Below are 12,539 nucleotides of genomic sequence, written 5' to 3'. Positions count from 1 at the left end.
CACCCATGGCACTGACCGAACAGACCAAAGAGGACGCGCCGAGCCCTCCGCGGGCCGCTTCCGGCCCCGCTCTCGTCACGATGGCCGCGGCCATCATGGGCGGCTTCCTCGCCCTGCTCGACACCACCATCGTCAACGTGTCCCTGCACGAGACCACGGCCAGGTTCGGCTCCATCGGCCAGGTCCAGTGGGTGGTGACCACCTATCTGATGGCGCTGGCCGCCACCATGCCGGCCACCGGCTGGCTGGCCAACCGGTTCGGCGTACGGCGCGTCTTCGCCGCCGCGATCCTGCTGTTCGCGCTCGGCTCGGCGGCCTGCGCGGCCAGCCAGAGCCTGCCCGAGCTGATCGCGGCCCGTGGGGTGGCCGGCGCCGCCGCCGGTGTGCTCACCCCCGTGTCGACGATCCTGCTCACCAGTGGCGTGCCCCGCGAACACCTGGGCCGGGTGCAGTCGTTGAACGGCAGCGTCATGCTGATCAGCCCGCTGCTGGGCCCGACGATCGGCGGCCTCCTGGTCGAGGCCGGGGGATGGTCCGCGGTGTACGTCGTCAACGTCCCGCTCTGCGCCGGCCTGCTGTACGTCACCCTGCGCCGGGTCCCCGCGGACCGCCCGAGGGAGGGTGCCGCCAAGCCGCTGGACGTGATCGGCCTGGTGTCCTCGGCCGCCTGCACGGTCTGCACCGTGCTGGCCGTGCACGAGTTCTCCGACCACGCCCTCGACGGGCGGGCGGCCTTCCTGATCCCGCTGGTCCTCGCCGTGGCGAGCGGTGCCGTGTTCGTCGTCCGGGAACTGCGCGCGGCCCACCCGCTGCTCGACGTGCGCCTGTTCGCCCACCGCGTGTACCGGACGGCCGCGATCAACATCTTCTGCCTGGGCTTCGTCCTCTACTCGCCGATGATGCTCATCCCGCTCTACTTCGAGACCGCCCGCGGCGAGACGGCCGTGACGACCGGTCTGCTGATGTCCACCGGAGGCCTCGGCGTGGTCACCGCGGCCTGGCTGTGCCGGGTGCTGATGAAGCGGCTGGGCGGTGGCGGCACCGTCGTCGTCGGCATCACCCTGACGATGCTGGCGACCGTGCCGCTGACCACGCTGTCCTCGGACACCTCGTACGTGCTGCTGTGCGCGAGCCTCGTGGTGCGCGGCCTGGGCACCGGACTGACGATCGTGCCGGCGATGACCCGGGCCTTCCAGTCGGTCCGCCCGCAGTCCATCCCGGACGCCTCCTCCCAGCTCAACCTGATCCAGCGGATCGGCGGCACGGTGGCTCTCGCCGTGGTCACGGTGGTCCTGGAGCAGGCGGCCCGAGAGCGCCACGGACTGGTGCCCGGCGCCTTCGCCCACTCCTTCACCTGGGTCCTCGCGATCTACACCGTCACCCTGCTGCCCGCCCTGGCCCTGCTCCTCGCCGACCGCAAGGAGGCACGCGCCGGCGCGGTGCCCGCGTGACCGTACGGGCCCTGTCGTCGCACCTCCGCCGTCCGCGCCCCGGGCGCGGCGGGCGGGCATGCGACGACAGGGCCCGAGGCGACCGGCCGGTACGGGTCACCCGTGCCGGCGCCCGGCGCTCAGCGCGAGGAGGGCAGCCAGCCGTCCTGGACGGCGTGCACCCCCGCCTCGAAGCGGCTGCGCGCGTCCAGGCGTTCCATCAGGGTGGCGGCGGTGCGCCGGGCCGTGCGCGGGGAGACGCCGAGGCGCTTGGCGATGGCCTCGTCGGTGTAGCCCTGGGCGAGCATCTTGAGCACGGCACGCTCCTGCGGCGGCATGCCGTTCGCCTCGCACTTCGGTGTACTCCCCAGCGCCGTCGCGGTGTTCCACACGCCCTCGAAGAGCGCGCACAGGGCCGCGACCGTCCCCGCCCCGCTCAGCACCACCCCGCCGACCCGGGCGTCGCTCGTGTCGACCGGCAGCACCGCCTTGCACCGGTCGAAGATGATCATCCGGACCGGCAGTTCGGGCACGGTACGGACCTGTCCGCCGCGGGAGTGCAGCCAGCCGACGTGGTCCAGCGTGGGCTGATGGTTGCGCACACTGTCGAGATAGACCGTCCGCATCCGCACCCCGCGGTCGAGCAGCGCGGAGTTGGGAGCGCGACTGGCCTGGAGGTCCTCGGCCCGGTGCGCGCCGCCCGGCGCGAACGTGGCGACCTCGACCTGCGCCGACCGGGCCAGTTCCGCGAGCCGTTCCCGGATCGCCTCCAGGCCGTCCAACTGCTCGGAATCGCTGTCGATGCCCCGTGGTCGTAGCGAGGAGCATTCGGCGATCAGTTGGGCCGCCGCCGCTCTGGATTTCTCCACGCGCATCTGCTGCGCCGCCAACTCCGCCTGCTGGCGCGCCAGCAGCACCTCCATGGCGTTCTCCGGGCCGACGGCCCGGAACCCTATGCCCTTGCGCGCCGATGGCTGGATCAACGCGAGTTCGCTGAGCCGGTCCAGCCCCGCGCGCACCCGTTCCTCCGGCAGCCCGAGCCGGGACACGAGGACGATGATGCCCTCCAGTGGATTGGCCAGCATCCACCGGTAGATGGCTTCTGCCTCGGCATCCAGTCCCAGAACCTCCAACATGATGCAGTCCCCCTGTTGCTGTCACACACTGCACACACTGTGTTCGAAACTTAGTGCCCCCGAGCTTACTGACCTTGAACTGCGGATGGCGGCTCGGCGGCACGGAGGACGGTTCCGGCCAATCGCTCGGCTTTCAACCATCCGTGGTGCCAGAGTGAGGACCACGCCGCATCCCGGCCGGCGCGAGGCGCTGCCCGGCCCATTCGAGGACGGCTTCCGGGGCGGATTTCGGCTTCCTTCCGCATGACGCTTCATGCCATGGCACAAAGCGTCCATCGCGAGCGGGTCCACGGCTGCTGAACAGCGCCGAAGATGAAGTCATGTATCTCATCCACGTGCGCCTGCGCGCCCCTGCCGAGGAGTCCGCCCGGCCCGATCTGGCGGCGATCATTTCCTCGTGCGCCGAGGAAGGCGACGGCCTGGAACACGTCTCCGTGCACGCGCACGCCGGCGAGGGCCTCACGCTGGGTCTTTTCCTTCTCGCCGACTCCCTGGCCACGGCCGAGGACAGCGCCGCGCGGCTGTCGCGGCGGGCCGTGGAACACCATCCGGACCTGCTCGGCTACGGCGTCGTGACCTCCGGTGCCGTCCTGGTGCCCGGCCCCTGGTGGGACACGTGAGCCTGGCGTTTCCCCAGGTCGGGGTGGACGGGTTAGGCCGCTGCACATTCCGTCCAGCCGTCAGCTGTTCCCTCCGGCCCGCCCGCCGAGCAGAGTTGAGCCATCGACGGAACGAAAGCCGCCGAAGACTTCACCGAAGAGTCCGCTGAATAGTCCGGAAGTATTCACTCCGGAAATCCACTCACTCAATCGAGGAGAAAATCCATGCAGGGCACCCGTGTCTCCAAAATCGTCGCCGCCGCGCTGATCGTTCTCGGCGGAATGGCGATGACGGTGACCGTCACGGATTCTCCGAAGAACATCACACACGCCGTCGAGAGCGACCTGCGCACCACCGCGGGCGACCACACCGACGGCGATGTCACCTGGGGCCCCTGAACATTCACGGGGGCATGTGCTGAACCGAGTTGAAAGACATCGGGGGACAGAAGAAATGGAATTCCTGGTCCTGGGATCTCTGGAACTGCGTGAGTCGGGCATCCCGATCCGCGTCCGGGGCATGCGGCAACAGCGGCTCCTCGCCCTGCTGCTCCTCAACGCCAACCGGGTCGTTCCGATGGACGCGCTGGTGGACGAACTGTGGGAGGACCCACCGTCGTCGGCCCGTCCGCAGGTGCACAACGCGATCCGCGACCTGCGCCGCATCCTCTCCGCGTCGGACGGGACCAGCCTGGTCACCGTGGACGTCGGCTACCGCCTGGTCGTACCCGAGGACGCCGTGGACGCGCACCGGTTCGTCGGCCGGGTGCGCGCGGCCAAGGCGGCGGAGCGCGAGAACCGGTACACCGAGGCCGTCCGGCTGCTCCAGTCGGCGGTGGACCTCTGGCGCGGGGAGGCCTTCGCCGGGATCCAGTGCCCGGCGGTCTCCGCCGCCGCGGTCAAGCTGGCCGAGCAGCGGCTGACCGCCGTGGAGGACCTCGTCGCACTGCGTCTGAAGCTGGGCGAGACCGGCTCCCTCGTCGGGGAACTGCACGCGCTGATCGCGGAGTACCCGCTGCGCGAGGCCCTGCGCGGCAGCCTGATGATCGCCCTGTGCCGCAGCGGCCGGCAGGCCGACGCCCTCGCGGTCTACGACGAGGGCCGGCGGTTCCTGGTGGACGAACTCGGCCTGGAGCCGAGCCCCCGGCTGCGCGCCCTGCACGCGGAGATCCTCGCCGACTCCCCGGACCTGCACGGCTCGGCGGGACCCGCGCTCGCGGCGGCCGGCGCCGAGCCGTCCGACGACCGCAGGACGGGACCCTCCGCACCGCCCGGGAACGGCAGGCACTACCTGCCCCACGACCTCACGGACTTCACCGGGCGTACCGCGGAACTGGCCACCCTGACGGCCGTCGCCGCGCAGGAGCCGGGCGGCTCGCCGGTGATGGTGGCGATCGACGGCATGGGCGGGGTGGGCAAGACGACGCTCGCGGTGCGCCTCGCCCACCGGGTCACCGAGCTCTACCCGGACGGGCAGTACTTCATCAACCTGCACGGCTTCAGCGCGACCCGGTCGCCGGTGCCGACCGAGCAGGCGCTCGCCGTCCTCCTGCAGGCGAGCGGCCTCACCGCGCCGGAGATCCCGCCCAGCCTGGAGGAGCGCAGCGCCCTGTGGCGCTCACGCCTGGCGGGCCGCCGTTGCCTGGTCGTCCTCGACGACGCGGCGGACAGCGCCCACGTCACGCCCCTGCTGCCGGGCACCGGGGGCACGTTGGTGCTGGTGACCAGCCGGCGCAAGCTCACCGCCCTGGACGGCGCGCTGCCGCTCTGCCTCGACGTGCTGCCGCCCGCCGACGCGGTGACGCTGTTCCGGCGGATCGTCGGAGAGCCCCGCGCGCGGCGCGAGCCGGCGCAGGTCGCGCAGGCCGTCGAGCTGTGCGGCCGGCTGCCGCTGGCCCTGCGCATCGCCGCGACCCGGCTGCGCGACCGTCCGGCGTGGGCCGTCGCCGACCTCGTCGAGCGCCTCGCGCAGCCGGCGCAGCGGGCCCGCTGTCTCCAGACCGCCGACCGCGACCTGATGGCCGTGCTGCGGGTGTCCTACGACCATCTGAGCGCGCCCGAAAGGCGGTTCAGCAGGCTCATCAGCCTCCAGCCGGCCGCCTCCTACGACATCGCGCACGCGGCCCTCGTCACGGGGCTGCCGGCCGGGGACGTGGAACACCACTTCGACGCGCTGATCGAGAACAACCTGATCCGGGAGGACACCCCGGCCCGGTTCTCCTTCCACAGCCTGATCCGGGACTGCACCCGGGAGCTGCTCGTCGAGGAGGCGGGCGCGGCCGCCTGAACCGAATCTCCGTTCCGCCCCTGGTCGTGCCGCGCTTACGATGCGCGCAGTCGTACAACTGCCTGAACCGTCTGAACCAGGAGCACGGTACTCGTGTCCATACCCCCGCCTCCCGGGCCGCACCAGCCCCAGGACCCGTACCAGCCTCCGCAGCCGCAGAGCCCGTACCCGCAGGACCCGTTCGCCCCGCCCCCGCAGGACCCGTACGCCCAGGGGCCGTACGGCCCGCAGGGACCGCAGGGCCCGATGGGTGCGGGGCCGATGGGCGCGGGGCCGATGGGTCCGGGTCCGGGTCCGGGTCCGATGGGGCCGTACCCGCACCCCTCGTACCCGCAGGCCCCGTACGGTGCGGTGCCCTACCCCGTCTGGGGCCAGGGCTACAGCCCCTACGGCCGGCCCTCGCCGGTCAACGGTGTGGCCATCGCCGCCCTCGTCCTCGGCCTGCTCTGCTTCCTGCCGGGCGTCGGGCTGCTCCTCGGGATCATCGCCCTGGTGCAGATCAGGAAGCGGGGGGAGCGCGGCAAGGCGATGGCGATCGTGGGCACGGTCCTGTCCTCGGTCGGACTCGCGGTGTGGGTCCTCGCGCTGTCCACGGGCGGCGCCTCCGACTTCTGGGACGGCTTCAAGGAGGGTGCGAGCGGCAACTCCAGCTTCGCGCTCGCCAAGGGCGACTGCTTCGACGTGCCGGGCGAGACCTTCGACGAGGACGTCTACGACGTCGACGAGGTGGACTGCTCCGGTGAGCACGACGCCGAGGTGTTCGCGTCGGTCCCGCTGACCGGCGACAGCTTCCCGGGCGACGACCACGTCACGGACGTGGCCGACGACAAGTGCTACACGCTCCAGGACGCCTACGCGATGGACCCCTGGGCGCTGACCGACGAGGTCGACATCTACTACCTGACGCCCACCGCCGACAGCTGGAGCTGGGGCGACCGCGAGATCACCTGTGTCTTCGCCAACGTGGACGAGAAGGGCACCCTGACCGGCTCGCTGCGCGCCGACGCGTCGACGCTCGACCCCGACCAATTCGCCTTCCTCAAGGCGATGGCCGCCGTCGACGACGTCCTCTTCGAGGAGCCGGAGGAGTACGCCGAGGAGGACCTCGCGAGCAACCGCACCTGGGCCGGTGACACCGGCGAAGTGACCGGCAATCAGGCGGACCAGCTGGGCTCGCACCTCTGGATGACGCCGGACCGGGAAAAGCCGATGGCCGCCCTGGTGAAGGACATGCGGGACGCGGCCGAGGAGTGGACGGCGGCGGAGAAGGCCACCGACGCCGACGGCTTCTACGAGCACTACGACACGGCCTACGCATACGTCGACGGGGCCACCACCGTCACGGCCCGCAAGGCTCTGGGCCTGGCCACCACGCCGCCCACCTACGACGAGGACTCCGACAGCGGGAGCGGTGGCACGGGCGGGGGCGACAGCGACAGCGGCCTGGATGTGTGATCGCGTCCATAGCGGGGAGAAAGTGCCTGGGTAAAGGGTTTCCCGGGCGCGTGTCATCACATCGAGTGATTCTCTGGCCTTTGCTTGCACGGTACAACCCACGGTTGCCAGGCTGTAGCTGTCTGTACAACCTGATGGGAGTGGCCAGTGACATTCGGTGAGCAGCCGGCGTATCTGCGTGTCGCGGGTGATCTCCGCAAGAAGATCGCCGACGGGTCGCTGCCGCCGCACACCCGGCTCCCTTCGCAGGCGAGAATCCGGGAGGAGTACGGGGTCTCCGACACCGTCGCCCTCGAGGCACGCAAGGTGCTGATGGCCGAGGGGCTGGTCGAGGGCCGCTCCGGTTCGGGCACCTATGTGCGCGAGCGGCCCGTGCCGCGCCGGATCGCCCGCTCCGGCTACCGCCCCGTGAGCGGCGCCACGCCGTTCCGGCAGGAGCAGGCCGAGGCGCACACGCGGGGGACCTGGGAGTCCAGCAGTGAGCAGGCCGAGGCGGGCGTCTCCGTCGCCGAGCGGCTCGGCATCGCGTCCGGCGACCGCGTGATGTGCACCAGGTACGTCTTCCGGGAGGCCGGCGAGGCGATGATGCTCTCCACCTCCTGGGAGCCCCTGGCCGTCACCGGCCGCACGCCCGTGATGCTGCCCGAGGAGGGTCCGCTCGGCGGGATGGGTGTCGTCGAGCGGATGCGCGCCATCGACGTGATCGTCGACAACGTCACGGAGGAGGTCGGCGCCCGGCCCGGTCTCGCCGAGGAGTTCCTCGCCCTCGGCGGCGTCCCGGGGCATGTCGTCCTGGTCGTCCAGCGCACGTACTACGCCTCGGGCCGTCCGGTCGAGACGGCCGACGTGGTGATCCCGGCCGACCGTTACCGGGTCGCCTACCACCTGCCGGTGAAGTGACCGCCGGGGTGCGCCGGGGGCGTCTCCCGGCGCGCGGCGGGCTCCGCCCCCCCCGGAGACCGGGTGAGCGGTGGGGGCGGGGGTGCCGTCCGGGGCGGTAGCGCATTGCTTCGGGCGGCGCACACCCTTCCGGCAGTTGCCCCCGGTATCCGCCCGCCGTGGACCCGCCCGCGCGCCGTCGGAATCCGGTCGTTTCCGGTTGTTCCCGCAGGTCGTCCCGTAGGTGCCCGGAACCCCGCCGACCGGACGCATCGCGGCGCGCGCACGGCGCGTTCGGCCTCGTGCGCCCCCTGCGTCTTGGCTGGTTGCGTACCTCTTTGTGCAAAGTCGTGTTCGGTGCGTAAAGGTAAGGCGTACGCTCGGGCATATGCGGATTGCGGTTTCCTTAGAGGGCGGGGCGCGAGGCGTGCCGCGGACGGGATCCGGGCGGGCCGGGACGAGAAGGGGGCGAGGGGCTCGATGAACGACAGCACCATCTCCCTGCCCTGGCTCGTCATACGGCAGGACGACAACGGCAATCGCTACCGCGTGGGCAGGTACGCGACCCGGGCCGAGGCCCAGAAGGTCGCGGACAGCCTCGACAGTCGCGGCCACAAGCAGCTCTACTGGGTCGAGCGCATCGGCCAGGCGCAGGCCCAGGCGCAGAACGGGGACGGCACGCTGAACTGACGTTCCGTGCGGTCCCGTAGGCTCCGGCACATGACGGAACGGATCGTGGTGGTGGGAGCCGCCCTGCTCGACGCCGGCCGCCTGCTCGCCGCGCGCCGCAGCGCACCCCCGGAACTCGCCGGCCGCTGGGAACTGCCCGGCGGCAAGGTCGAGCAGGGAGAGGCGCCCGAGGCCGCCCTCGTGCGCGAACTGCGCGAGGAACTCGGCGTCGAGGCCGAGACGGTCGAGCGCGTCCCCGGCGAGTGGCCGCTCAGGCCGCCCTACGTCCTCCAGGTGTGGACCGCCCGGCTGCGCCCCGGCTCCGCCGCTCCCGAGCCCCTCCAGGACCACGACGCGCTGCGCTGGCTCACCCCGGCCGGGATCTGGGACGTCGACTGGCTGGACCAGGACGTGCCCGCGGTACGCGAGACACTCTCGAAACTCGCCACCGGAGCCCGCTGAACCCGGCCCCGTCGAACCAGCGCCGCCGGACCGGGTCCGGCGGGCCGGGGATCCGTCGAAGCGGGGGCGCGTCGGGCGGCGGCGGGTTCGATCCGGGGGCGCTTCGACCGGGGGACGGGTCGCCGCGTACGCCGTTCGTGCCACAGTGCGCCTCGCTGTGCGGTACTGCCCACCAAATATCGGGTATGTGGCCATTAACCCCACGAAACCGGACATGGGTGTACTCGCTGGCCCGGGAAGTGATCGGCGTGATCGACACCGACGGAGAATGCGCCGAGTGGACGTTCCCCGCGGACCCCGGTGCGGTGCGCACCGCCCGCGGTGCCGTCCGCGGCCAGTTGCACGGCTGGGACCTCGACAGCCTGAGCGACATCGCGGCGCTGCTGGTCAGCGAGCTGGTGACCAACGCACTGCGGCACGCGACCGGCCCCATCGGCCTCCGTCTGGTCCGCCCCGCCGGGCGGGTGGACGTCCTGCTGGTCGAGGTCTCCGACCCGCTGCCCGACCCGCCCCGCGAGCGGGTCGCCCAGCCCGAGGACGAGAGCGGGCGCGGACTGCAACTGGTGGCCTCCTCCTCGCGCCGCTGGGGTACCCGGCCCGGGAACACCGGCAAGACGGTCTGGTTCGAGCTGGCGGTGCCGGGTTGACGGGGCGTCTCACGGGGATGAGCCGGTGTACAGCGGGGCTCGCCGTGTCGCCCGTTCGGTTCCGGTCTCCGAACGGTCCCGGAAGAGGTGGTTCGACGGCGTGTCCGCTGGTTAGAAGACTGGAAGTGTTGTCGCGGGACGGGCCAAAAAACGCCTGGACCGTGCTGTGATCGTGAACACCGTGTCGTGCGGACCCGTAGTGCTGGATACTGCGGGCAGCCGCCGCCGGTGACCGGTGCCGGACGCGGTGAGCTGGAGGGGACGGTTCGCGTGAGCGAGATACCAGCGAAGGCCACGGAGTCCGAGGACCCGTCGGGCGGCGCGAGGGCGAAGGCCGCGGGTGCGCTCGCCGCCGATGCCGCGCACGGCTTCGCCGACGGCCCGGGCGAGGCGGCGACGCCGGGTGACGCCATGTGGCAGAGCAGTCCGCCCGGTTCGATCTACGACTACATCAAGGTCGCCTCGTTCTCGATCGGCCCCGACGGCCTCGTCGACCAGTGGAGCCTGCGCGCCGAGCAGATCTTCGGCATCCCGGCCGACCGGGCCGTCGGCATGGACCCCATCGACGCGTTCATCGACCCCGACCTGCGCGAACGCGGCCAGCGCAAGATGGCCGAGATCCTCGACGGGCGGGAGTGGACCGGCGTGGTGCCGTTCCGGATGCCGGATCCGGTGCCCGGCGGCGGCCGCGGTGAGAAGGGCCTCGCCGAGGTCTACGTCATGCCGACGCGCAGCCTGGACGGCGAGAAGGCCGCCGTGTGCATCGTCGTCGACGTCCGCACGCTCCGCAGCATCGAGACCGACCTCGCCGCCTCGCAGGCCATTTTCGGCCAATCCCCGTTCGGCTTCCTGCTGATCGACCCCGACCTGCGGGTCCGCCGCGCCAACCACCGGTTCGCCTCGATCTTCGGCGGCACCCCCGACGACCACCGGGGCAAGGGTGTCCACGACTACCTGCCCCGGCCCGAGGCCGACCGGGTCAGCGCGACCCTGCGCAGGGTCCTGGAGACCGGCGACTCCATCACGGACATGCACGTCACCGGTTTCGTGCCGGGCTCCGACGAGCGCCGGCACTGGTCGATCAACCTCTACCGCGTGCACAGCGGCACCGGCAGGCCCATCGGCATCGCCTGGCTCGGCACCGACATCACCGCCCGCCGCGCCGCCGCCCGCGAGGCCGCCGCGGCCCGGCGCAATCTCGCCCTGCTGAACGAGGCGGGTGCCCGCATAGGGAACTCCCTCGACCTGGAGACGACCGCGCGCGAACTCCTCGACGTCGTCGTGCCCGGCTTCTGCGATCTCGCCACCGTGGACCTCTACCAGGGCCTCCTGGCCGGCGACGAGACCCCGCCCGGCCTCGCCGACGGCAGCGCCGAACTGCGCCGGGTCGCCTTCTCCTCCGCCGTCTCCGACGCCCCCTTCCCCGGTGCCGGCGCGCCCGTCGCGGTCGGCGCGGTCCACCACTTCCCGTTCAACTCGCCCTGCGCGGACGCCCTGCGCACCGCCCGCCCGCAGGCCATCCCCGGCGAGGAGGGCGGCCTCGTGCAGTCCACCCTCGCCGTCCCGATGGTCGCCCACGACACCGTCGTCGGCCTCGCGCAGTTCTCCCGGACGAAGGGCAGCGAGCCGTTCGGCGACCGGGACCGCGATCTGGCCGTGGAGCTGGCGGCGCGGGCGGCGGTCTGTATCGACAACGCGCGCCTGTACCGGCGGGAGCACGAACGGGCGCTGATACTGCAACGGTCGCTGCTGCCGCCCGGGGACCCGGTGGCCTCGGGCCTGGACATCGCCTGCCGCTATCTGCCGGGCAACGCCTCCACCGGCCGTCCGAGCGAGGTCGGCGGCGACTGGTTCGACGTCATCGAACTGCCCGGCCACCGCACGGCGCTGGTCGTGGGCGACGTCATGGGCCGCGGTCTGCGCGCGGCGGTCGCGATGGGCGAACTGCGCACGGCCGTCCGGACGCTGGCGCTGCTGGACCTGGAACCGGCCGAGGTCCTCTCCGCGCTGGACGAGATCGCGCGCGGCCTCGGCACCCCCGGAGGCGTCCAGCAGGCCACCCGGGCCGCCCGCCGCCCCCGCGAGGCCGACCTGTCCGAGGTGTACCTCGCGACCTGCGTGTACGCCGTCTACGACTCCGTGACCCGGCGCTGCACGTTCGCCAACGCGGGCCATCTGCCCCCGGTGCTCGTCGAACCCGGTGAGCCGGCGCTGATGCTCGACGTGCCGCCCGGCCTTCCGCTCGGCGTCGGCGGCGAGCCCTTCGAGGAGGTGGAGGTCGATCTCCCCGAGGGCGCCCTGCTGGCGCTCTACACGGACGGACTGGTCGAGTCGCGCGACCATCCGCTGGACGAGGGACTCAACGCGTTCGTCGGAGCCCTCACCGACCCCTCCAGCCCGCTGGAGGACGTCTGCGACCACGTCCTCAACACCCTCGACTCGCACCACGGCGAGGACGACATCGCGCTGCTGATGGCACGCGTGCAGGGCCTGCCCGTCGACTCGGTCGGCGACTGGACCCTGCCGCGCGAGCCGCGCAGCGTGGGCCGGGCCCGGGAACACGCCCGCGGCCAGCTGCTGGCCTGGGACCTGGAACCCCTCGTCGACACGACGGAACTGCTGGTCAGCGAGCTGGTCACCAACGCCCTGCGGTACGGCGAGGGCGAGATCCGGCTCCGGCTGCTCCTCGACCGCACGCTGGTGTGCGAGGTCTGGGACGCGGGCCTCGTCCAGCCGCGCCGCCGCCGCGCCCGGGACACCGACGAGGGCGGCCGGGGTCTCCAGCTCGTGGGCCTGCTGTCGGCGGCCTGGGGCTCGCGCCGCACTCCGCGCGGCAAGACGGTGTGGTTCGAACTTCCGCTGCCGGACGGCGAGACGGGTCTGGCGGACCCGGCGGAGGCGTTGCTGAGCCTGTTCTGAACCCGTTCCGAACCGGTGGTACTGGCCCGGGCCCGAGCCGGTCCGGAGCCGGTCCG

The 12,539-nt window shown here is 72.1% G+C and carries 11 protein-coding genes; 10 read left to right on the top strand and 1 reads right to left on the bottom strand.

The annotated features are described in order from the left end of the window. Nucleotides 1–5 precede the first annotated feature (5 nt). Entirely contained in the window at nucleotides 6–1,451 is a 1,446-nt protein-coding gene (locus OG933_RS16430) for a DHA2 family efflux MFS transporter permease subunit (RefSeq protein ID WP_362517066.1), read from the top strand. 119 nt (nucleotides 1,452–1,570) lie between these two features. Here OG933_RS16430 and OG933_RS16425 read toward each other — a convergent pair whose 3' ends face one another. Next, nucleotides 1,571–2,566, bottom strand: a complete 996-nt coding sequence (locus OG933_RS16425; RefSeq protein ID WP_362517063.1) for a helix-turn-helix transcriptional regulator — start codon at nucleotides 2,564–2,566, stop codon at nucleotides 1,571–1,573. Between the two features lie 320 nt (nucleotides 2,567–2,886). On the opposite strand from OG933_RS16425, the gene OG933_RS16420 reads away from it, so the two are divergent. The 9 genes from OG933_RS16420 to OG933_RS16380 all read left to right on the top strand — a co-directional run bounded on the left by OG933_RS16420 (nucleotide 2,887) and on the right by OG933_RS16380 (nucleotide 12,483). Continuing rightward, on the top strand, nucleotides 2,887–3,186 hold the full coding sequence (locus OG933_RS16420) for a hypothetical protein (RefSeq protein ID WP_020127979.1): 300 nt from the start codon (nucleotides 2,887–2,889) through the stop codon (nucleotides 3,184–3,186). A gap of 204 nt (nucleotides 3,187–3,390) precedes the next feature. Continuing rightward, nucleotides 3,391–3,564: a hypothetical protein gene (locus OG933_RS16415; protein WP_020127978.1), complete on the top strand. Its 174-nt coding sequence runs from the start codon at nucleotides 3,391–3,393 to the stop codon at nucleotides 3,562–3,564. A gap of 55 nt (nucleotides 3,565–3,619) precedes the next feature. Then, nucleotides 3,620–5,452, top strand: coding sequence for a BTAD domain-containing putative transcriptional regulator (locus tag OG933_RS16410; RefSeq protein ID WP_405627617.1), 1,833 nt, complete (start codon nucleotides 3,620–3,622; stop codon nucleotides 5,450–5,452). Between the two features lie 93 nt (nucleotides 5,453–5,545). Then, nucleotides 5,546–6,907, top strand: a complete 1,362-nt coding sequence (locus tag OG933_RS16405; RefSeq protein ID WP_405627615.1) for a DUF4190 domain-containing protein — start codon at nucleotides 5,546–5,548, stop codon at nucleotides 6,905–6,907. A 147-nt stretch (nucleotides 6,908–7,054) separates the two neighbouring features. Next, the gene (locus OG933_RS16400) at nucleotides 7,055–7,807 is read left to right on the top strand and encodes a GntR family transcriptional regulator (RefSeq protein ID WP_020127975.1); all 753 of its coding nucleotides are present in this window, start codon (nucleotides 7,055–7,057) and stop codon (nucleotides 7,805–7,807) included. 459 nt (nucleotides 7,808–8,266) lie between these two features. Further along, the gene (locus OG933_RS16395; RefSeq protein WP_405627613.1) at nucleotides 8,267–8,476 is read left to right on the top strand and encodes an SPOR domain-containing protein; all 210 of its coding nucleotides are present in this window, start codon (nucleotides 8,267–8,269) and stop codon (nucleotides 8,474–8,476) included. A gap of 30 nt (nucleotides 8,477–8,506) precedes the next feature. Beyond that, nucleotides 8,507–8,917 carry a (deoxy)nucleoside triphosphate pyrophosphohydrolase gene (locus OG933_RS16390; RefSeq protein ID WP_362517051.1) on the top strand — a complete coding sequence of 137 codons (411 nt, stop codon included), beginning with the start codon at nucleotides 8,507–8,509 and terminating at the stop codon, nucleotides 8,915–8,917. A gap of 218 nt (nucleotides 8,918–9,135) precedes the next feature. After that, a complete protein-coding gene (locus OG933_RS16385; protein WP_405627611.1) occupies nucleotides 9,136–9,564 on the top strand; it encodes an ATP-binding protein in 429 nt (142 codons plus the stop codon). Between the two features lie 270 nt (nucleotides 9,565–9,834). Then, nucleotides 9,835–12,483 carry a SpoIIE family protein phosphatase gene (locus OG933_RS16380; protein WP_054242660.1) on the top strand — a complete coding sequence of 883 codons (2,649 nt, stop codon included), beginning with the start codon at nucleotides 9,835–9,837 and terminating at the stop codon, nucleotides 12,481–12,483. Nucleotides 12,484–12,539 lie beyond the last annotated feature (56 nt).

It is taken from the genome of Streptomyces sp. NBC_00016, from assembly GCF_045040885.1.
Lineage (GTDB): Bacteria > Actinomycetota > Actinomycetes > Streptomycetales > Streptomycetaceae > Streptomyces > Streptomyces coriariae.
This window is presented reverse-complemented; position numbering and strand designations above follow the sequence as displayed.

What these genes read in the sequence shown, in the direction of transcription:
- OG933_RS16390 (WP_362517051.1), top strand. Translation starts at nt 8,507, where the DNA reads ATGACGGAACGGATCGTGGTGGTGGGAGCCGCCCTGCTCGACGCCGGC.
- OG933_RS16430 (WP_362517066.1), top strand. Translation starts at nt 6, where the DNA reads ATGGCACTGACCGAACAGACCAAAGAGGACGCGCCGAGCCCTCCGCGG.
- OG933_RS16415 (WP_020127978.1), top strand. Translation starts at nt 3,391, where the DNA reads ATGCAGGGCACCCGTGTCTCCAAAATCGTCGCCGCCGCGCTGATCGTT.
- OG933_RS16410 (WP_405627617.1), top strand. Translation starts at nt 3,620, where the DNA reads ATGGAATTCCTGGTCCTGGGATCTCTGGAACTGCGTGAGTCGGGCATC.
- OG933_RS16395 (WP_405627613.1), top strand. Translation starts at nt 8,267, where the DNA reads ATGAACGACAGCACCATCTCCCTGCCCTGGCTCGTCATACGGCAGGAC.
- OG933_RS16425 (WP_362517063.1), bottom strand. Translation starts at nt 2,566, where the DNA reads ATGTTGGAGGTTCTGGGACTGGATGCCGAGGCAGAAGCCATCTACCGG.
- OG933_RS16420 (WP_020127979.1), top strand. Translation starts at nt 2,887, where the DNA reads ATGTATCTCATCCACGTGCGCCTGCGCGCCCCTGCCGAGGAGTCCGCC.